The organism is Streptomyces avidinii, assembly GCF_045161815.1.
Lineage (GTDB): Bacteria > Actinomycetota > Actinomycetes > Streptomycetales > Streptomycetaceae > Streptomyces > Streptomyces avidinii.
The window spans coordinates 2,172,193-2,192,275 of sequence record NZ_CP108863.1; the positions used below are offsets into that span (position 1 = coordinate 2,172,193).

The window sequence follows — 20,083 nt, forward strand, 5'->3', positions numbered from 1 at the left end:
CCGTCCCATCATCCCGGGGGTGCGGTGCCTCGCCCACCCGTGTCATCCGTGCGGCGGCGGATGAGGGGTCGGTAGGGGCGGCCGGGGCCCTTCGCGGGGTCCGGGCGGCACGGGGGTTCCGTACGGTCGTAGCCGCGCAGCAGGGCGACGGCGACCGCGGTGGCGAGGGCCGGAAGGAGGGCGAAGCCGGCCAGCATGCCGAGTTCGGCGGTCTCCGTCTGCTCGGCGGCGCGGCCGGTTCCGGAGGAGACGTAGCCGCAGAGCTGGAGCACGACCCCGTAGAGGAAGGGGCCGAGGGCGACACCCAGGCCCTCACCGGTGGTGAACAGGCCGGACAGGATGCCGGCCCGGCGGCGCTCGGAACGGGCGGTGTCCCGGGCGATGCAGTCCGGCAGCATCGCGTACAGGAAGAGCAGTTGGCCCGCGTGGCCGGTGCCCGCGAGCGCCATGACGAGCAGTACCGCCGACAGGGGCAGCAGGGGCGCAGCGAGGAGGAGCAGGCAGCCGGTGGCGAAGAGCGCGGAGGCGAAGGCGTAGCCGCGGCGGCCGCGCAGCCGGGACCAGAGAGGGACGGTGAGGAGGTTGGGGGCGACGAAGGCGACCACCAGCGCGCCGACCCCGGCGGAGTCCCTCAGCACGTGGTCGGCGAAGTAGGGGGCGCCCGCGAGGAGTACGCCGGTGGCGACGGACTGGACCACCACGCAGCGCAGCAGCGCCGTGAAGGACGCGTTGCCCCGGGCGGCGGCGAACTGGCGGCGCAGGGCGGGCTCGCTCTCCAGGACCCGGCCGGTGCGCTCTGGGTCTTCGCCGGTACCGGCGAAGACCCAGAGCGCACCGAGGCCGATGACCACCGCGCCGAAGACCCCGACCCAGCGGTGCCCGGCGAGGCCGCCGCCCCCGGCGTCGACGAGGGCGGGCGCGGCGGCGCCGGTGACCAGGGCCGCCACGCCGATGACCGCGACCCGCCCGCCGACCAGGCGCATACGGTCCTCGTCGCGGTCGGCGAGTTCCGCGGGCATGGCGACGTACGGCACCTGGAAGAAGGCGAACGCGGTGGCGGTGAGCAGGTATCCGCCCGCCGTGAACCAGGCGCCGGCGGTACCGGGCAGCGGGCCCGCGAAGGTCAGCGCGAAGGCCAGGGCCATGGCGAGGCCACCGAGCAGGACGTACGGGCGGCGGGCGCCCCAGCGGGTACGGGTGCGGTCGCTGGCCCGGCCCACCAGGGGGTTGAGCAGTGCGTCCCAGGCCTTGGGCACGAACACGATCGCGCCCGCGAGCGCGGCGCCCACACCGAGGGTGTCGGTGAGGTACGGGAGCAGCAGCAGGCCGGGGAGGGTGGTGAAGGTGCCCGTGACGAGCGAGCCCGAGGCGTAGCCGAAGCGGAGCCGGGCCGACAGCGGGGCCGGCGCGGCGGGTGCGGAGTCCCGCGTGCGCGCGGACCCTGTGGTGACCATACGGGGCTCCCTGGCGGGATCGGGACGAGCGGTGGCTTCGAACATCGGGGGGATCGGGAGGTTCGAAGCCCCGCCCGGAGGGTGGGGGCGTCCCGGGGGGCGGGGCCTCGGGATCCACGGTCCGCCCCGGCGCATGGAGGCCGCTAAAGCCCGCCGGGCCGGGTCCGGGCCGAGCCGGGCGGGCCGGGCCGAGCCGGGGGCCGGTAGTGCGGCGCGGCCGGGGCCGGGGCGGGACGAGTTGCTGCCATGCACCTTGATGACACCGGCAGCGGCTGGCCGGCCGCGTACGGGCGGACCACCATGGATCTCCGCAGAAGGAGGGACTCGGCATCTCCTCCAGCCGGAGCCCCGGCGGTCCACGCCCGCAGGGCGAGCCGCCGTTCCCTGCCCCGCGCCGCAGGGGGGTACCCCACGAAGGAGTCCGATGACAGTCGACAACGGCACGACCTCGACCCCCACCATCCACGGACACGCCACCGCGGGCACCCAGCACCTGATCCACCGTCCGCCCACGCGGGCGTACTACGCCCTCGACGCACCCAGCCTGGGTGAGGAGAACTTCACCCTCGTCGGCGCGACCCCGGTCACCCACCCGCTCTTCAACGACGGCCCCGGCCACTTCCACGACCTGCAGATCGCGACCGAGACGGTGCGCGAGATCGGCGAGTTCGTCGGGCACCGCTATTTCGGCGTGCCCGACGACCGGCCCGGCCTCTTCTACCGGTTCGCCCTCGACTTCACGGACCTCTCCGCCTGGCGCACCGACGCGGGCGGGTCCCGTCCCGTACCGCTGGCGACCCACATCAGGGCCCGTCCCGCCAATGTGGTGGCCGAGGTGCCGCGCGGGCTCGACTTCCACCTCCAGGTGACCATCGACGGCCGCCCCTGCGCGACGGGCGCGGCCGGTCTGGTCTTCCTGATGCCCAACCTGTACCGCAAGCACGTCGAGCACTCCCGCAAGGCCCTGCAGGCCGCGCCCGAGATCGACGACGCGCCGGAAGGGCCGCTGCGTCCGGCCGACTCCGCCGAGGCGGGCCGCTACGCCCCCGAGAACATCGTGATCAGCGAACCGACCGACGTCTCGCGCGGCCGGCTGAGCACCTGGCTGCTGTCCGGCGGGGTCTCTCCCGTGTTCACCGGCGGGGACGGCCAGTTCTCCGGCCTGCACCTGCTGGAGGCGATGCGCCAGACCTCGCTGCTCGCCTCGGGCCGCACCCACGGGCTGAACCCGGCGCGGAGCGCGCTCGGCGCCTGCCAGGTGCACTTCCGCGGGCCGGCCGAGCGCGACCTGCCGCTGCGCTGCGTCGCCGTGGCCGGACCGCTGGGGCGCGACGACGAGGGGCGGCCGACCGTCCCGGTCACGCTCACGATGACGCAGCGCCGCCGCGCGGTGGCCGAGGCCCGTACCTCCGTGGTCCAGGACTACTGACCGCCATGCGCTTCGGGATTCTGGGCCCGCTGGAGGTGGCCGGCGATACGGTCCCCACGGACAGCGGTCACGCGGTGTCGTACGCCCCGCAGGCCGCCAAACTGCGGGTCGTGCTCGGGACGCTGCTGGTCCGCGCGAACGAGGTCGTGTCGGTGGAGAGCCTCATCGACGAGCTCTGGCCGGACGCGCCGCCGCGCACCGCGACGACGACGCTCCAGGTGTACGTCTCCCACCTGCGCAAGACCCTCCAGAGCGCCGATCCCCGGCACGGCCGGGAGGCGCTCGTCACCCGGCGCCCGGGCTATCTGCTGCGGGTGGACGGGCAGGCCCTCGACAGCGCGGCCTTCGAGGAGCTGTCCCGCCGCGGTCACCAGGCGCTGCAGGAGGGGGACTTCGCCGCCGCGGCGGACCTGCAGCGGCGGGCGCTCGCCCTGTGGCGCGGACCGGTGCTGTCGGACACCCCGCACGGTCCGGTGCTGGAGGGCGCGGCCGTACGGCTGGCGGAGGCGCGGACCGGCGCGCTCGACGAGCGGATCCGGGCCGAGCTGCACCTCGGACTGCACCGCGAACTGGTCGCCGAGCTCCAGGAGCTGGTCGCGGAGCACCGGATGCACGAGGAGTTCCACACGCATCTGATGGTGGCGCTGTACCGGTGCGGCCGGCAGGCGGAGGCCCTGCGGGTGTTCGCGCTGCTGCGGGAGACCCTCGTCGAGGAGCTCGGGATCGAGCCGGGTCCGGCGTCGAGCCGGCTCCAGCGGCGCATCCTGGAGGGCGATCCGGCCCTGTCGCGCACGGGTGGTGCTGCGGCGGCCGGGGCCGGGAGCACCACCGACGCGGGCACTGGTCCGGCCCGGGCCGGCGGGACGGCCACGGCCGCCGCCGCGGGGGCCTGGTCCCCCGCGGCCGGCGCGCTGCCCGCCCCCGACCCGTGCTTCACCGGCCGTTCGGAGGAACTCACCGAGCTGGAACGGATGTTGCGGGCCGCCCCGGCGGGCGCCTGCGTGGCCGTGACGGGCCTGCCGGGCAGCGGCCGGACGGCCCTCGCGGTCGAGGCCGCGCACCGGGTCGCGGACGCCTTCCCCGACGGGCGGGTCCACCTCGACCTGCGGGACGACGGCATCGGCCCGCCGCCCACCGCCGCGCAGACCCTCGACCGGGTGGTGCGCGCCTGCGGTGCTCTCCCCGGCTCCGCGGACGGCCCTCCGGCGGCCCCGCGGGTCCTGCTGCTCCTGGACGGGGTGACCTCCGAGGCCCAGGTGCGGCCCCTGCTGCCGGCCGTGCGGGGCGCCGTGGTGCTGCTCGTCGCGCGCCGCGTGCCCGCCGGGCTCCCCGGGCTGCGGTCGATGCTGCTCGGGCCGTGGCGCCCCGAGGAGTCGCGGCGGCTCGTGGGACTGTTCGGCGGGCCGGCCGGAACCCTCGGCGGGCACCGGGGCGGGGCTCCCGCCCTCGGCTCCGGGCACGGCGGCGACCCCGACACGGTCGCCGACATCGCCGAACTGTGCGGGCGGCTGCCGCTCGCCGTGCGCGCCGCCGCCGCCCAGCTCGCGGCCCGGCCGCACTGGACGGCGGCCGCACTGGCGGACCGGCTGCGCGACGAACGCACGCGCCTCGACGCGCTGCGCACCGGCGATGTGGACGTCCGGGCGCGCCTCGTCGAGGCGTACGCGGCCTGCCCCGGGGACCGGCGGCGGGAGTTCCGGCTGCTGTCCCTGCTGCCGCCCGGCCGGTTCGGGGTCCGGCAGGCCGCGGCCGCGCTGGGCCTGTCCGAGCCCCGGGCGTCGGTGGCGCTGGAGGCCCTGGCCGACGAGCGGCTGGTGGCGGTGGCCCGGGACGGCTGGCACCTCCCGGAGCTGCTGCGGCTGCTGGCGGTGGAGCGGCTGGCCCTGGAGGACCCGCCCGAGGTGGCGCGCGCGGCGACGGAGCGCGTGTGCCGGGCGTACGCGGACGCCGCAGCGGAGCCGGGTCATCTGTCGGACTCGGGGGCGCGGGGGCTCGTACGGCTGGCCCGGGCCGCGCACGGGGCCGGGCTGTGGGCGCTGACCGTACGGCTGACGGACGCCCTGGCCGGGTGGGTGCCGGACGACGGTGAGGCCACGTACGCGCTGGCCCTGGACGCGGCGCAGCGGTGCGGGGACCGGTCGGCCCGGGCTCGGATGCTGCGCTCACTGGGCGAACTCGCCTGGCAGTACCGGCGGGTGGCCCGGGCACACGAGCTGTTCTCGGCCGCCCTGGCGCTCGCCCGGGAGTCGGACGACGAGGAGGAGGTGGCGCGCGCACTCGTCGGACTGGCCGAACTGCGGCTGGATGCCGGGGAGTCGGTGGAGGCCGCCGCCCTGCTGGAGCACGCGCTCGGCGCACTGTCGGCGCCCGGCCGCGCGCGCGGCCGCTTCGAGGCGAGCCGTGCGCGCGCACTGCTCGCGCTGGCCCAGGAGGAGCCGGAGACCGCCCGGGCCTGGTTCGGCGCGTGCCTGGAACTGGCGGGCACCCTGCGCGACCAGCGGCTGGAGGTGTACGCGTTGCGCTCCCTGCGCGCGCTGGGCCTGCGATCGGGCTCCGGCTCCGGCTCCGTGTCGCGTGCCGTGGAGATCCGCCCGGGTCTCTGGCGGATCCACCCGGCGGGTGTTCCCACATGACCGAGAGACCGTCCCCGCGATCCCCCCACGGAGGGAACACCATGCCGCAGACCCTCGCCCCGGCGGCCGAGCTCGTCGGCCGGGAGCTCGAAACCGCCCTGCTGCACGAGCGGCTGCGGGACCCGTTGGTGCGCCTGGTGACCGTGACCGGGCGGGCGGGCGTGGGCAAGAGCCGGCTGGCCGCGGAGGCCGTACGGAAGGTCGGCGGGGAGTTCGCCCGCACAGCGGTGCTCGACGCGACGGCGCCGGGCGACTGGCCGGCCCCGTCCGAGCTGTCGCAACATTCGGAGTCGTCGGAGTCGTCGGAGCAGTCCGAGGCGTCCGAGGCGTCCGGCCGGGTCCTGCTGCTGCTCGACGACTGCGACCACGAGGCGCGCCCGGCCGCGGCCGAGGCCCTCGAGGAGCTCACCGCCGATCCGCGCGTGCTCGTCCTGGCCACCTCCGTGGAGCCGCTCGGCGTGTACGGGGAGCTGCTGCTGCCCCTGGCGCCGCTGCCGGTGCCGGGGCCCCGGCGGGGTCCGGCCTCGGCGGCTGCCGATCCGCACGCGCTCCAGGAGGTGGCCTCGGTCGCGCTGTTCGTGCGCCGGGCCCGGGAGGCCGACCCGGCCTTCGCCCTCACCCTGGAGAACGCCGCGGCCGTCGCCGAGATCTGCCGGCTGCTGGGCGGACTGCCGCTGGCCCTGGAACTGGCCGCGCGCCGACTGCGGCTCTTCCCGCCGCACCTGCTGGCGAGCCGGCTGCGCGGCCGTACGACCATGCTGTCGGGCGGGCCGGCGAACGCGCCCGCGCGGCACCGCTCGCTCGCCGCCCTCGCCGAGTGGAGCTGCCGCGGCCTGGACGGCACGGACCGCGCCCTGCTGGGGCAGCTCTCGGTGTACGAGCCCGGTTTCGGCCTGTGGGCGGCGGGCCTGTCGGCCGAGGCGGCCGTCGAGACGCTGCTGGACCGGGGGCTGCTGGCCGTGGTGGGTGAGGAGCAGGGGGAGCTGCGCCTCGCCGTGCCCGAACCCGTACGGTCCCACGCGCGCGCGGAGCTGGCGGCCTCGGGCGGCGAGGCCGCGGCGCTGGACGCGCACGCGGAGCGCTACCGGTCGCTGGTGAGCGGCGCCCAGCCGGGCCTGCGGGGTACCGAACAGGCCCGTGTGCTGCGGGAGCTGGCGGCCGAGGGCGCGAATGTGATCGCCGCCCTGCGCCGGCTGCGCGAGCGGGGCGACGCCGAGGCGGCCGCCGCCGTGGTGCTGGGCTACCGGCTCCCGTGGCTGGCCCAGGGGCGGCTCAGGGAGGGTCTGGAGTGGTGCGACCACACCGCCGAGGCGGGCGGGGCCGCGCTGCCGGAAGCGGTGCGGGCCCGGCTCGCCGATCTGTCCGGCGTCCTCGCGCTGGCGCTGGGCGATCCGCAGGAGGCGGTACGCCGGCACCGGCACGCGCTGACCCTGGGCAAGAACGTCGGTGACCGGCGGCAGAACGCGCTGGCCTCCGCCCGTCTCGGGGCGGCCCTGCTGGAATCCGGTGATCCGGCGGGCGCGCGGGCCGTCCTGGTGACCGCGCTGAGCGCGCTGGAGTCGATGGGCGTCACCGGGGGCGCGGCCTCGGCAGCGGCCTCGCTCGCCGCCGCCCTGCGCGCCGACGGCGACCGGCGCAAGGCGCAGGAGACGCTGGAGCGGTCGGTGGAGGCGTTCCGGCGGATCCGCGACGGCCGGGGCCTGGCGGGCGCCCTGCGGACGGTGGCCGCGCTGGCCCTGGAGGGGGACGAGCCGGACCGGGCGGACCGGGCACTGCGGGAGAGCCTGCGGCTCTACGGGGCCGTCGGCGAGCGGACCGAACTGCCGGGTCTGCTGGAGGAGTTCTCGCTGCTGCTGATGCGTACCGCGCCCGCGCAGCGGCCGCGTACGGTGCGACTGCTGGCGGCGGCCGACACCCTGCGCGCCGAGACGGGCGCCCAGGTGCCGGACGAGTGGCGGTCGGCGGCCGAGCGGGCCCGTACGGAGCTCAGTGCCCGCCTGGACTGGACCGACTTCGCCGTGGCCTGGGCGGAGGGCGTACGGATGACGGTGCCCGAGGCGGTGGCGGAGGCCCTGTCGGCGCCGGCGCCCTCGCACCGCCCGTCGGCCGCCCCCGCCTCCGAGGACCGGTCGCTCACCCCGCGCCAGGTCCAGGTGGCCCTGCTGGTCTCCGAGGGTATGACGAATCGTCAAATAGCCGCCAAGTTGGATATATCCGAGTGGACCGTGGTCAACCACGTGCGTCAGGTGATGCGCCGCCTCGGCTGCTCCTCGCGCGTGCAGGTCGCCGGGGCGGTCGGCCGATGGGCCTGAAGGACTCCGCCCCGCCCGGTACGGCGGGCCGCTCCGGCCGCACGCCGTACCGTCCCATGGACCTGGTGCCGCCCGCCGAGATCGCGGACCGGTTCCGGGCGGCCGGCTGGTGGCGCCCGGAGACCTTCCTGGACGACCTGTACCGTACGGCCGCCCGCGTGCCCGAGCGTCCGGCCATCGTCGCGGAACGGGCCCACCTGCCCGCCGACCGGCGCCGGATCACGGTCGGCTACGCCCAGCTCGCCACCTACGTCGACCGGTTCGCCGGGGCGCTGCGCGCGCTCGGGGTCGCGCCGGGCGATCCGGTCGCGTACCAGCTGCCCAACTGGTGGGAGACCGTGGCGCTCACCCTCGCCTGCCTGCGGGTGGGCGCGGTCGCTGTTCCGGTGCTGCCGACCGTGCGGTCCCACGGGCTGCACCGGATCCTCGACGGCACCCGGGCCCGGATCTGCGTGGTGCCCGACGTCTGGGAGGGCTTCGCCCACGCCGAGGCCCTCGCGGAACTCGCCGAGCGGCTGCCGTGGCTGCGCCACCGGGTCGTCCTCGGGGACGCGGCGGCGACCGGGGCGGTGGACTTCGCCGCCCACTTCCAGCACACGGCGCACGAGCGCACCGAGGCGGGGCTGCGGAGCAGGCCGCGCGGCGGGCAGGCCGACCGGCCCGCCCTGCTGATCAGCGTCATGGGGCTGCGGGACGCCTACACCTCGGTGCTGCACTCCCCCAACACGCTGTACGCCAACGTCTCCGCCCAGAGCGGCCCCGACGGCCCGGGGCGGCGGGAGGGCGAGGTCTTCCTCAGCACCCTGCCGCTCACCTCGCTGGCCTCGCTGATCTACACCGTCTGCTGGCCGCTGGCGGTCGGCGGGACCGGGGTCCACCAGGACGTGTGGGATCCCGGCCGGTGCCTGGACCTGATGGCGGAGACCGGGGTCGACCAGGTGTACGCGGAGCCCGCCTACCTCGCAGAACTGGTCACGGCGCAGCGGCGCCGCCCCCGGGACGCCGAGCGGCTGCGGCTGGTGCTGTCGGGGGGCCGCACCAGCACGCCGGCGCCGCTGGCCGCCGAACTCCGCGAAGTGTTCGGCGTGCCCGTGCTCTCCGTCTGGGGGGCGCCCGAGGTGGGCATGGGCGCGCTCTCCGGGGACACCCCGCAGGGCGGTGACGGCGTCCGCCCGCTGCGCGGGCTGGAGGTGTCGGCGGCGAACGCGACGTCGGCGCTCAAGGTGCGCGGCCCGTCGGTCTGCCTGGCCACCTGGCAGCACGGGGCTCCGGCGCCGGTGGCCACCTGGGAGCACGGGGACGGCTGGCTCGACACGGGGGACGTGGCGGCGGCCGATCTGCACGGGGGGATCCGGGTCCTGGCCAGGGCGGGGACCCGCACGGGCGCCATCTTCATGGTGCCCGTGTCCGAGGTGGAGGACCGGCTGCTGGCCCATCCCCGGGTGCGGGAGGCCGCGGTCGTCGCCTACACCGACCCCGAGCACGGGGAGCTGCCCTGCGCCGTCGTGGTGCCGACCGCCCAGGACCGCCCGCCGGGGCCGGCCGAGCTGCGCGAGCACCTGAGCTCGCTGGGGATCGCGGAGGCCTTCCTGCCCACGCGGCTGGAGATCGTGGGCGCACTGCCGCGCGACGACGGCGGCCGGATCCGCCGCGGCGCGCTGCGCAGCTGGCTGGCCCGCCTGCGCCCGGGGGTCCCGCGGCCCGCCCCGGGCTGACCGCGGCGCCCTCGTTTGTCCGGGCGGACAGGACCCGCGAGCCTCCGGGGCGGCCCCGGCCGGCCGGTGCGCCGTCGCACGGGGCGGAGGGGCGCTCGCGCACCCGACGTACCCGGCCGCCCCGGCAACCCGAGGTTCTAACCCGCGATCTCGCGGGCGAGCGCGCCGAGTTCGGTACGCCAGCCGGGGGCGATCGGGGCCGCCGCCACGACCTCGTCCGCGCGGACCACGAGCTTCGCGATCGTCTCCTCGGCGCGCTCGCGCGCCTGCCCGTCGAAGAACACGTCGCGCAGGAACTGCGCGTCGCCGTCGAAGCCCGGGCCGCCGCTGAGGAAGCCGCGGATGCGCCAGGCGGCGTGCACGGCCCGGGCGTACTCCTCGTAGGCCTCGGCCAGGTCCTCGCGCCCCGCGAGCGCGGCACCGATCAGCAGCGAGTGGCGCAGCCCGTACCAGCCCGCGCCGCAGCCGCTGCCGCACCCCTCCAGGCACTGCCCCGGCCAGGCGTCGTCGAGGTACTCGGTGGCGGCGGCGGCCTCCAGGTGCGAGCCGATCGCCCGCTCCGCGCGCAGGTCGTCCCACAACTGCCGGGCTTCGTGCGGCAGCCGGAAGGCCAGCCGGTCCCCGTAGGCCAGGGCGAGATCCCCCGCGAGTACGGCGGTGCCCTCCCCGAACCGGCGCGGTTCGCCCCGCCAGCCGTTGCGCTCGTGCTCGGCGGCGTGGCTGATGTGGAGGGTCGGGATGCCGCGGCGCAGCGGCGCGTTGTCCCGTACGTCCGCGCGGATCACCAGGCAGGTGTCCAGGAGTTCGAGCGCGGCGGCCGCGGCCACGGCGTCCTCGCCGGCCGGGTCGCCACCCGCGGCGAGGTACCCGGTGACGCAGATCGCCGGCCGGGCCCGCTCGCCGCCGGCCTGGACGAGCTCGGCCAGGCCCATCACCAGGACGGCGCTGCGGGGGTCGGACGTACGCCGGTTGCGGTGCTCCTGCGCGAACAGCCGGGCGAGTCGTTCCTCGACCCGGTCGAGCATGGCGTCGCGCACCTGTCCGGGCGTCGCGGTGCGCCACGGTTGGTCGTGTGTCGGTGTGGTCATGGTGCCCTCCCTGCGGGCTACGTCCTCATGACCGACTTTCCCGGACGCGGCGCGCGGAAGCCACCCGGATGGCGTTCGCAGGCCGAATCCGGCGGAAAGCCGTGCCCCGAACGCCAGATGTCTGCCAGTCGGACGGGCGGCGAACCCGGCTTGCCATGACCTTGCCATGCCCCTGCCGCCACGGCGCCGCGCTCCGCCGCACCCCCCGCGCCTCCCGCGGACTCAGGCCGACTCGGGCACCCCCGGGTGGAGGTCGACCGGGAGGGCCTGCCGGCCGGGGATGTCCAGCTTGCGGTAGACACGTGTCAGGTGCTGCTCCACCGTGCTCACGGTGATGTAGAGCTTCTTGGCGATCTCACGGTTGGTGTGGCCGTGCACCGCGAGCAGCGCCACCCGCCGCTCCGACTCGCTGAGGCTCGCCACCAGTCCGGCGTCCGGCGCGTCTGCCGCGTCGGCCGCGGCGGCGCCCTCGCCGGTGTGGCCGGGCAGGATCCGCTCGCAGAGGGCCGCCGCCCCGCACTCCCCGGCCAGATGCCAGGCCCGGCGCTCGACCATGGCCGCCCGTGCGGGCTCGCCGACCTCGCGCAGCACCTGACCGAAGTCGGCCATCGTGCGGGCCAGTTCGTAGCGGTCCCCCGAGCGCTGCAGTTCCTCGACGGCCCTGGACAGCATCGCCTGCCGCTCCTTCGGCTCGCGCAGCGAGGCCCGCAGGCGCAGCGTCATGCCGCGCACCCAGGGGTCGGCGGCGTCGCGCGTGGTGAGCTGGTCCGCGAGGAACCGCTCCGCCTGGTGTGCCTCGCCGAGCCGGAGGAGGGCCTCGGCCGCGTCCGTGCGCCAGGGCAGGACCCGTGGCCGGTCCAGGCCCCAGCGCTTCATGTGGCGGCCGATGTCCAGGAAGTCGCCCAGGGCCGCGTGGAACCGGCTGGTCGCCAGCGCGTAGTGACCCCGCGCACGCAGGTGGGCCAGCCCGTGGACGCCGGCGGCCGGCCCCGCGGGGACGGGCCGGGCCAGCACGGCCCCGGCCTCCTCCAGCCGGCCCATGGCCACCAGGGCCCGGACCCGGGTGCCCGCGACGGCGCTCAGCAGGACGCTGGCGCCGCTCGGCGGCGCCGCCAGCAGTACCTCCTCGGCGGTTTCCGCCGCTCCGGTCAGGTCGCCCAGCCGCATCCGCGCCTCGGCGAGCAGACCGCCGAACACGGCCTGCCAGCCGGTGGTTCCGCGCCGCGCCGCCCGGTGGGCGAACTCCTCGCACCAGGGCACCGCCCGGCCCGCGCCGTCCAGGTGCAGCAGGGTGCGCAGTGCCTGGGCCACCGGTTCCACCGTGCCCTCGGCGAGGGTCGCGCCCCGGAGGAACAGCTCGGCGGACCGGGCGGCCGTGCTCTCCTCCGGCTCCACCGGGAGGGTCCACAGGGCCGCCGGGTGGACGGCGGTCCTGGGCAGCCGGGCGGCCCGGGCGTCGGCCGGTGCGCCGGCGCGGGCGGAGGCCGCCCACCGGGGGAACGCCGAGAGGCCGTCCAGCGGGTCCGCCCCGCGACCGCCGCCGGGGCGCCCCTCCCCGGCCGCCAGCCGCTCCAGTACCTCGACCGACTCGTCGATACGGCCCTGGGCGGCCAGGATCCGGGCCAGCGGGCCGAGGGCGGCGGGGCCGAGCCGGCCGGCGCCCGCGGCGGCCAGCGGGGCCACGAGGTGCTGCTCGGCCGCGGCCGGGTCGGTGCGCCCCGCGACGGCGGCGAGTTCGATGCCCACCTCGGCGCGCAGCGCGTCGTCCGGGCATGCCTCGTGGGCGAGCCGCAGGAGGGCCTCGGCCCGCTCGGCGGAGCCCTGGGCGAGGTGCTGGTCGGCGGCGGAGCGCAGGACCGGCAGGGCCCATTCCTCGCCGGTGTGCCGTGCGGCGAGGAGCTGTCCGGCGACCGCGGTGTCGGGCGCCCCGGACGCGCGGGCCAGCTGGGCGGCCTCCCGGTGCAGGGCCGCTCGGCCGGCCGGGTCCAGCCGGTCGAGTACGGCGGCCCGCGCGGCCGGGTGGCGCAGGCCCGGCCGGCTCGCGGGGGCGAGCAGTCCGGCGGCTCCGAGCGCCGCGAGGGCCCGGTCGGCGGCGGCTTCGGTGGCGCCGCTCAGCCGTGCGAGGTGCGCGGGCGTCGCCAGGTCGTCCAGTACGGCGATCGCGGCGGCCAGTTCGGCGGTGGCGGGGCCGCAGCGGTGCAGGCAGGCGAGGACGGCCTGGGCGTAGGCCTCGCCGGGGCGGGCCTGCGGGTCCTGGAGCAGGGCCCGCAGGAGCAGCGGGTTACCACCACTGACCTCGTACAGCCGGTCGGCCTCGGCCTCGATCTCGACCGCTGCCTCGCTGTCGGTACTGCCCTCGCCCGCGGCCCCGGTCCCGACCGCACCGGGCCCGGTGCGGTCGGGCAGCATCGCTCGGATCGCCCCGGGTGCGAGCGGCGCCAGGCGCAGCGGCACGAAGTGGGGCAGGCGCAGCAGTTCGGTGCGCAGCAGCGGGTCCTCGCCGCGTTCGTGCGCGGATCCGGCGAGCAGCAGCAGGACCCTGGACCGGCGGGTTCCGCGCGCGAGGTGGAGCAGGTAGCGGCTGGAGAGCCCGTCGACGTGGTGCAGGTCGTCGACGCAGATCACCACCGGCACGGAAGTGCTCAGTTCGCGAACGGCGGCGGCGAAGGCCCGCATGGCGCCGACCCGTTCGGCCGTCTCCGGTGCGGACACCGGGGGCAGTGCTCCGGCCGGGGCGTCGGCGGTCAGCTGGCCCAGGACACCCAGCGGGTGACCGCGCTCGTCCGGGGTTCCGACGGCGCGCAGCACGAGGGCGCCCCGCGTCTCGGCCTCTCCGGCGGCCATTTCCAGGAATTCGCTCTTTCCGCAGCCGACCGCGCCCTCGACGAGAACGAGCGCGGAATTTCCTTCCGCGCAGCAGCGGTCGAGCAGTGCGGACAGCAGAGAATGTTCCTCGGCACGGCGGAACAACACCATAAGAGTCCCCCAGTGTCCCTCTTCCGCATTCCGCGCATTCGAAAGGAGAATTGCGTATACGGAACAGGGGTGTTCGAGCAGTGATCGAGCGAGAATTCCGGATCAGTCTAGGCCCGGAGTTCTCGGGCGAGGGCGCCCCACGGTGGCCGGAAGCTGCCAGGCATCAATCACCGCGGCGGCCGGCGGGAAAGATACGGCGCGGGATATCGCGCGGGTGGCCGGGGGTCTGCCACTCGCGGGGATAGCCGACGGAGACCTCCTCGAAGCGCACGCCGTCGTACCAGGTGGTGCGCGGGATGTGCAGGTGGCCGTAGACGACGGCGGCGGCGCGGAAGCGGGTGTGCCAGTCGGCGGTGAGCTCGGTTCCGCACCACTGGGCGAACTCGGGGTGGCGCAGGATGTCGGTGGGGTCACGGACCAGCGGGAAGTGGTTGACGAGCACCGTGCGCAGGTCGGGGTCGCATGCCGCGAGCCGTTCCTCGGTCGCGGCGACCCGGGCCCGGCACCAGGCCTCGCGCGAGGCGTAGGGGTCGGGGTGCAGCATGAACTCGTCGCTGCACACCACCCCGGCCTCGTACGCCTGCTCCAGCGCCTGCTCCTTGGTGGCGGCCGTGGGCGTACGGAAGGTGTAGTCGTACAGCAGGAAGAGGGGGGCCACCACGAGGGGTCCGCCCGGTCCCGACCAGACGGGGTAAGGGTCTTCCGGAGTGTGCACGCCGAAGGAGCGGCAGATCTCGACGAGCCTTCGGTAGCGGGCCTCTCCGCGCAGTGGATGCGGATCGTCACGCATGGTCCACAGTTCGTGGTTTCCCGGCGCCCAGACCACGGTGGCGTAGCGCCGCGTGAGGAGGTCGAGCACCCACCGGAGATCGTCGAGCGACTCGCTCACGTCGCCGGCCACGACGAGCCAGTCGGCGGGGCTGTCGGGATAGAGCTCCTGGACGATCCGGCGGTTCTCCGGGAATCCGACATGGAGGTCACTGATACCCATGAGGTTTCCGTGCGGCATTCCGTGAGTGTGGACGGCCCGGCGGCCGTTGAACACCCCTTCCCCACCCCTCAATTGCCGTTTGCGACCCGACGCCGGGCACATGACAGGGGGATGGCAATGCCGGCGGGTCGGCTCCCGGCCTCCCGGCAGGGAGGGGGCGCGCGGGCCGGTGGATGGCAGCAGCCTGGGAGGGATCGGGCGTCCCGGGCGCCGATCGGGCTGACCTGGCCCTTCGTTCCTGGTCGCGGCGGGGCGGCCGGGCGAGCGTGGGAGCTGTCGGACCGAACCAGCGACCCGAGGGAACGCCGTGCTCACAAAGCTCCTGCCCGCGAACGTCGCGACCGCCGAATCCACCACCGATCCCGCCGACGTCTTCCTCTACCCCGAGGAGGAGTTCCTGATCCGGAACGCCGTACCCAAGCGGCGTCTGGAGTTCGGCACGGTCCGGTGGTGCGCCCGTCGCGCCATGGGAATGCTGGGGCTGCCCCCGGCTCCCGTGGTGCCGGGACGGCGGGGCGCCCCGCAGTGGGCGCCTTCGGTCGTGGGGTCGATGACCCACTGCGCCGGGTTCCGGGGCGTGGCTCTGGCGCACAGCGCCGAGTTCGCCTCGGTCGGTGTCGACGCGGAGCCCAACGCCCCGATGCCGGAGGGGGTGCTCGACTCGATAGCGCTGCCCCAGGAGCTCCGGCACGTGCGGGAGCTGGGGGAGGAGGCGCCCGGGGTCGCGTGGGACCGGCTGCTGTTCAGCATCAAGGAGGCCGTCTACAAGACCTGGTTCCCGCTCACGGGCCAGGAACTCGACTTCACCGACGCCCTGGTGAGCGTCGACCCCGACGAACAGACCTTCCGTGCCCGGCTGCTGCCGGATCCCGAGACGCTCTCCCCGGCCGGACCGACCGTGTTCAGCGGCCGCTGGTCGGCGGAGAACGGCGTACTGCTGAGTGCGATCGCGGTGCCGGCCGTCCGGCTGGCCGCCGCGGGTGCTCCGGTACGGAGAAGCGCTCCCCGCATCTGCCGTGCGGGGAGCGCTTTTTGAACCGGGCTCGTCAGGGGCGCCGGGTCACGTCCACTGGTCGTCCTCGGGGGTGGCGACCGGAACCGGCTCCTCCCCCTCGGGGACGACGGCGGTCACGGACTGAACGGACGCGTTCGCAGCCACCGGCCCCGACACAGCCTGAACTCCCATCGCCAATACCACACTCGCCACGGCAGTCAAGTAAATCGAAGATACCTTAACGGAAATTATCCGCACGACTTCCCCCAGTCGAAGATCGAGAACCGCTCACCCGCCCCGTCCGACACTTCCCGCTCGGCGGCTCCAGGTGATGCGAACAGAGTGCTCGATCTCGATCAATCACGCCAAGGGCGGTACGTTGGCGTAAAGTTACGTGGCAGCTAATACACCAACCAGCGGGGGCTGAGATGGTTACTGGGGAAGGGCCGGATTCCGGGTTCGCCGAGCTGGACGATGTCAGTGCGGCGGCGTACGGTCTCGCGGTCGAGTGCGGCCGTTTCTTACGCGACCAGATCGCCGAGCAGCTGTCGCTGACACCCCAGGAGATCGCCCGGGTGGAGCAGGTGCTGACCGGGGTCCGCCTGCTGCAGTCCATGCCGGGGAACCCGTCCGCGCTGACCCCGGTCACCCCCGACGTGGCCGCCGCGTCGCTGGTCGCGCCCGCCGAGCGGCACATACGCGACCTCCAGCAGGCGGTCACCGACGTCCGGGCGAAGCTGCTGTCCCTGACGCCCCTGTACTTCGAGGGCCGCCGGGTGCGCAATCGTCTGGAGGCCTTCGACGTCATCACCGACGTCTCGCGGATCCAGTCGATGCTCAACCACCTGACCCAGAACTGCAAGACCGAGCTGCTGACGGTCCAGCCCGGCGGCGCGCGGCCGGCGTACGCGCTCGCCTCGGCCCGCGAGTCGGCGCTGACGACCCTCTCGCGGGGCGTGGCGATCCGGACCATCTACCAGCACACCGCGCGCAACGACCTGCCCACCCGGAGCTACGTCCGCGAGGTCACCGAGCAGGGTGCGGAGATCCGTACCGCCGACGAAGTCATCGACCGGCTGATCATCTACGACCGGGAGGTGGCCTTCCTGCCGGAACGCTCCGCCGGTGAACGCATCCCCGGGGCGGCGATCGTCCGCGAGCCCACGCTCGTGGCGTTCCTGTGTTCCGTCTTCGAGTACCTGTGGGACGGCGCCTCTCCGTACGTCGTCGAGTCCCAGCGCTCCCCCGCCTCCTCCGACGAACTCAAGTGGTCGATCATCCGGTTGATGACCAAGGGCTACAAGGACGAGATGGTCGCCCGCCGGCTCGGCATGTCCGTGCGCACCTGCCGGCGCCACATCGCCGAGATCACCGAGGAGCTGGAGGCGACCAGCCGCTTCCAGGCGGGCTACAACGCCGCCCGGCAGGAGATGCTCTCCGGGGGGCCGACGCCCTCCATGTCGTGATCCCGGCGATGCGGCTCAGGGGCCGGACGCCTCGTCGAGCGCCTCGGTGATGGCGTCCACGCAGTCCTGGTCGAGCATCGTCGTGACGTGGGCGTCCTGGAGCCGGCCGAAGCCCGCGTCGTAGACCGCCGCACTGACGACGTAGCCGTCGGCGACCTGGAACGTGCGGAAGATCCACTCGTCCCCGGTCCCGGCGGTCCCGTCCGGCCGCTGGACCCGCACGGCCCTGCCGTCCGGGCCGAAGCCGAACTCCGTGAAGCGGAACTGCATGCCCTGCCCGATCGCCTTGCTGTAGGCCTCCTTGAGGGTCCACAGCCGTACGAGGGCGTCGTTGCGCTCGGCCTGCGGCATCCCGGACAGCAGCACGGATTCGTAAGGGGTGCAGATGTGCCGGCCCAGTCCGCTGCCGTGCATCTCGCGGTCGGCGCGCTCGGCGTCCACCCCGATCAGCCCGCAGGTCGTCAGGCCCACCAGCAGCAGGTCCTCGGTGTGGCTCAGGCTGATGTCGATCTGGTCGCAGCCGCGCAGGTACGGGCGGCCGGTCGGGCCGTAGGCGAGCTCCAGGTCCGCGGGATCGCTGTCGAGCACCGCGCTCGCCGCGTGTTTCAGGAGCATCCGGGAGGCGATGTAGCGGCCGCGCACATCGGCGTGCGTCAGGTCGAGGTAGCGCGTCCAGTCACGGCCGAGCAGCTCGCGCAGTCCTTCGCCGGACGGCACCTGTGGCTCCAGGTCCTTCAGCCAGGCGTAGACCAGCGCCGTGCCGTGGGTGGCGAGGTCCTCTCTGACCCGGTCCCACGAGTCGCCTCCCGGTACCACGGCGACGGGCTCACCCAGCGGCGGGCCGAGCGAGGGGCTGCCCGGGGCGGTCATGCGTACTCCTTCACGAGGGTGTGGATGTCCCGGAGGGTGTACGCCTCCAGCAGACGATGTACCGGGACCCGGTGGCCGGACTCCTCCAGGAGCGCCACCAGGCGGAGCAGGTTCAGCGAGTCCCAGCCGGGCAGGTCCACCAGTCGGGTGTCCGCGCCCCCGGGAACGGCGATGTCGAGGCCGAGGTCGTCGCGGACCGTCCGCAGGAACACATCGAGGCTATCGAGGCCCATCGGCCCTCCCTCCGCCAGGGGTTTCGGTGATGCGCACGTGCACGGGGACGTCCGGCAGCCGCGTCAGGTCGTGGTGGAACTCCAGCTTCCTGTCAACGGATCCGGCGGACCCGTTGGTTCCGCCGGATCCGGCGGAGCCGTCGGGGGAAGCCGCCTGCGTGAACCCGCAGGACGGATAGACCTCGCGGGCCCGGTGGTTGCGGACGGTGGGCACGTAGGCGGCGGTCACCGCGGAGAGTCCGAGTGCGCGGGCCCGGGCCAGCAGCACCGCGAGGCAGGCCTGCTCGACCCCGCGCCCGAGCACCCGGCAGCTGAGCCACATGTTGTCCAGATGCAGCACCCCCTCGGCGACGGTCCCGAGCACCGCTCCGACCAGACCGTTGTCACCGAACCGGTCCGCACTGCGGGCGGCGAGCAGCAGCCGCTGCGGGTCGGCCGCCAGGGCGGCCAGGTCGGATTCCGAATGGCCCCCTCCGGTCAGGTTGAACTGATGGGTACGCAAGGTCAATTGGGACACGCGGGCGAATTCGTGGCGCCGGGGCGGCGCAAGGGCGACGGCGACCCCCAGGGCCCGGAGGAACTCCTCGTGCGAGCCCGAACCGGCGTGCAGCGCCCGGCGCTCGCGCTGCCTGCGGTACTCGCCTCCCCTCGCCCGGTCCTCGTCGGTCAGGGCCAGGGTGTCGAACCAGCCGTCGGCCAGCAGCCGGGTGACGTGCAACGCGGGTTCCTCGTCGAGCGCCACGACCGCCACTTCCGGCGCGCCGAGCCGCACCCGGGCGCGTTCGGCCGGCGAGTCGTCGGCGAAGACCAGGGCGTCCGTGCCGAGGTCCAGCGCCCGGGCGATGTCGGCCAGATTGCCGTCCTTGGGCTCCCAGTTCGCATTGACGGCTGCGAAGTCCCTCTCGCGCAGCACGAGATCCGGGTGGTTGTTCAGTGCCTCCAGGACCGGACCCTCGTCGTTCTTGCTGCTCACCGCCAGCAGCACGCCCTGGGAGGCGAGCTGCTTGACGCACTTCTGGAAGGCGCCGAACGCCTCCCCCCGCAGGGTGCCGGCCGCCGCGATCCCGTCGGGTCCGTCGTCGCCGAGCACCCCGTCCCACAGGGTGTTGTCGAGGTCGAGCACCAGGCACTTGCGGACCCGGCCGCGTACCGCACGGGCCAGGTGGCCGATCTCGCGGGCGTACGCCGCGAGGAGTCCGGCGCCGAGCTGGACCCCGGCGTGGCGGGCCAGGCGCGGGTCGGTGACCGGCCCGCCCTCCCCGGCCAGTGGTTCGAGGTCGATCACCACGAGCCGGGTCGCGGACCCGGCGAGGCGCAGCAGCCGCGCGTTGAACTCCCGCCACACGGCCCCGAGAAGGGCCCGGGAGCGGTGGTCGACGAGCTGGTGGCTGTAGCTGCGCGGCAGCGGGACGGTGTTGAGCACCAGCATGCCGGGGGCCCCGGCCACCAGCGCGGCGCACCGGTCGAGCACCTCCTGACCCGCGCGCTCCACGTCCTCGACCCGCCACACCGGGGGGACCTGCGAGAACACCGTCTCGGCGTCGAGCAGGCACAGGGTGAGCTCCGGTGCGGCCCGCCACAACTCGCTGCCGGGGTCGGTCAGGTCGCGCAGGTAGGTACCGTGCTCCCCGAGCACGGCACGCAACAACATTCCGTGGCGGGCCAGTTCGCCCCGGAGCGGATCGACGACGTGGCCCACCGTGGACTGGCCGGTGACGGCCACGGTCACGACGGGCGTCCCCGGATGGTGCTCCAGCACGGCTTCGGGGTCGGCCCCGGCGAGCAGCCGCCCCGCAGTCGCCACGGCGGCCCCGGCCGCGTCCTCCTGCGCGAGCAGCGCCGGCACCCGGTCGTACGCCTTCTCCAGCAGGCCCTGCGCGCGCAGGTCGCGCAGCTGCTCCAGTGCCGTCGCCATGGCCGCC

At 75.1% G+C, this 20,083-nt stretch carries 14 protein-coding genes; 6 read left to right on the forward strand and 8 right to left on the reverse strand.

Going from position 1 to position 20,083, the window contains the following annotated elements; all coding sequences use genetic code 11:
• Positions 1-8: 8 nt before the first annotated feature.
• On the reverse strand, positions 9-1,454 hold the full coding sequence (locus tag OG373_RS09700) for an MFS transporter (RefSeq protein ID WP_405437491.1): 1,446 nt from the start codon (positions 1,452-1,454) through the stop codon (positions 9-11).
• 424 nt (positions 1,455-1,878) lie between these two features.
• Between OG373_RS09700 and OG373_RS09705 the strand changes: the two genes are divergently transcribed.
• The 4 genes from OG373_RS09705 to OG373_RS09720 are packed head-to-tail and all read left to right on the forward strand — an operon-like array spanning position 1,879 to position 9,543.
• Positions 1,879-2,883 (forward strand): AfsA-related hotdog domain-containing protein, encoded by a 1,005-nt coding sequence (locus OG373_RS09705; RefSeq protein ID WP_405437492.1) that lies wholly within the window; start codon positions 1,879-1,881, stop codon positions 2,881-2,883.
• 5 nt (positions 2,884-2,888) lie between these two features.
• Positions 2,889-5,516 carry a BTAD domain-containing putative transcriptional regulator gene (locus tag OG373_RS09710; RefSeq protein WP_405437494.1) on the forward strand — a complete coding sequence of 876 codons (2,628 nt, stop codon included), beginning with the start codon at positions 2,889-2,891 and terminating at the stop codon, positions 5,514-5,516.
• A gap of 41 nt (positions 5,517-5,557) precedes the next feature.
• Positions 5,558-7,828 carry an ATP-binding protein gene (locus OG373_RS09715; protein WP_405437496.1) on the forward strand — a complete coding sequence of 757 codons (2,271 nt, stop codon included), beginning with the start codon at positions 5,558-5,560 and terminating at the stop codon, positions 7,826-7,828.
• Positions 7,819-9,543, forward strand: coding sequence for an AMP-binding protein (locus OG373_RS09720; RefSeq protein ID WP_405437498.1), 1,725 nt, complete (start codon positions 7,819-7,821; stop codon positions 9,541-9,543). Before OG373_RS09715 ends, OG373_RS09720 begins: the two co-directional genes overlap by 10 nt.
• A gap of 137 nt (positions 9,544-9,680) precedes the next feature.
• Here the strand turns inward: OG373_RS09720 and OG373_RS09725 are convergent, their stop codons facing one another.
• The 3 genes from OG373_RS09725 to OG373_RS09735 all read right to left on the reverse strand — a co-directional run bounded on the left by OG373_RS09725 (position 9,681) and on the right by OG373_RS09735 (position 14,598).
• The gene (locus tag OG373_RS09725; protein ID WP_405437500.1) at positions 9,681-10,631 is read right to left on the reverse strand and encodes a polyprenyl synthetase family protein; all 951 of its coding nucleotides are present in this window, start codon (positions 10,629-10,631) and stop codon (positions 9,681-9,683) included.
• A gap of 222 nt (positions 10,632-10,853) precedes the next feature.
• The gene (locus tag OG373_RS09730) at positions 10,854-13,601 is read right to left on the reverse strand and encodes a LuxR C-terminal-related transcriptional regulator (RefSeq protein WP_405437502.1); all 2,748 of its coding nucleotides are present in this window, start codon (positions 13,599-13,601) and stop codon (positions 10,854-10,856) included.
• Between the two features lie 169 nt (positions 13,602-13,770).
• Positions 13,771-14,598, reverse strand: coding sequence for a metallophosphoesterase family protein (locus tag OG373_RS09735; protein WP_405437504.1), 828 nt, complete (start codon positions 14,596-14,598; stop codon positions 13,771-13,773).
• A gap of 307 nt (positions 14,599-14,905) precedes the next feature.
• Here OG373_RS09735 and OG373_RS09740 point away from each other — a divergent pair, with 307 nt between their 5' ends.
• Positions 14,906-15,634, forward strand: coding sequence for a 4'-phosphopantetheinyl transferase (locus OG373_RS09740; RefSeq protein WP_397729818.1), 729 nt, complete (start codon positions 14,906-14,908; stop codon positions 15,632-15,634).
• A 24-nt stretch (positions 15,635-15,658) separates the two neighbouring features.
• Here OG373_RS09740 and OG373_RS09745 read toward each other — a convergent pair whose 3' ends face one another.
• Entirely contained in the window at positions 15,659-15,784 is a 126-nt protein-coding gene (locus OG373_RS09745) for a hypothetical protein (RefSeq protein WP_405437506.1), read from the reverse strand.
• A gap of 236 nt (positions 15,785-16,020) precedes the next feature.
• On the opposite strand from OG373_RS09745, the gene OG373_RS09750 reads away from it, so the two are divergent.
• Positions 16,021-17,058 carry a LuxR C-terminal-related transcriptional regulator gene (locus OG373_RS09750; protein ID WP_030389782.1) on the forward strand — a complete coding sequence of 346 codons (1,038 nt, stop codon included), beginning with the start codon at positions 16,021-16,023 and terminating at the stop codon, positions 17,056-17,058.
• Between the two features lie 15 nt (positions 17,059-17,073).
• Here the strand turns inward: OG373_RS09750 and OG373_RS09755 are convergent, their stop codons facing one another.
• From OG373_RS09755 to OG373_RS09765, 3 genes are read right to left on the reverse strand one after another with little or no spacing between them, the layout of a single operon-like run.
• A complete protein-coding gene (locus tag OG373_RS09755) occupies positions 17,074-17,928 on the reverse strand; it encodes a 4'-phosphopantetheinyl transferase superfamily protein (protein WP_052871917.1) in 855 nt (284 codons plus the stop codon).
• Complete coding sequence (locus tag OG373_RS09760; protein ID WP_405437509.1) at positions 17,925-18,161, reverse strand: phosphopantetheine-binding protein; 237 nt, start codon at positions 18,159-18,161, stop codon at positions 17,925-17,927. Before OG373_RS09760 ends, OG373_RS09755 begins: the two co-directional genes overlap by 4 nt.
• Positions 18,148-20,076, reverse strand: a complete 1,929-nt coding sequence (locus OG373_RS09765) for an HAD-IIIC family phosphatase (RefSeq protein WP_405437510.1) — start codon at positions 20,074-20,076, stop codon at positions 18,148-18,150. The genes OG373_RS09760 and OG373_RS09765 overlap by 14 nt, the downstream gene beginning before the upstream one ends.
• Between the last annotated feature and the right edge of the window lie 7 nt (positions 20,077-20,083).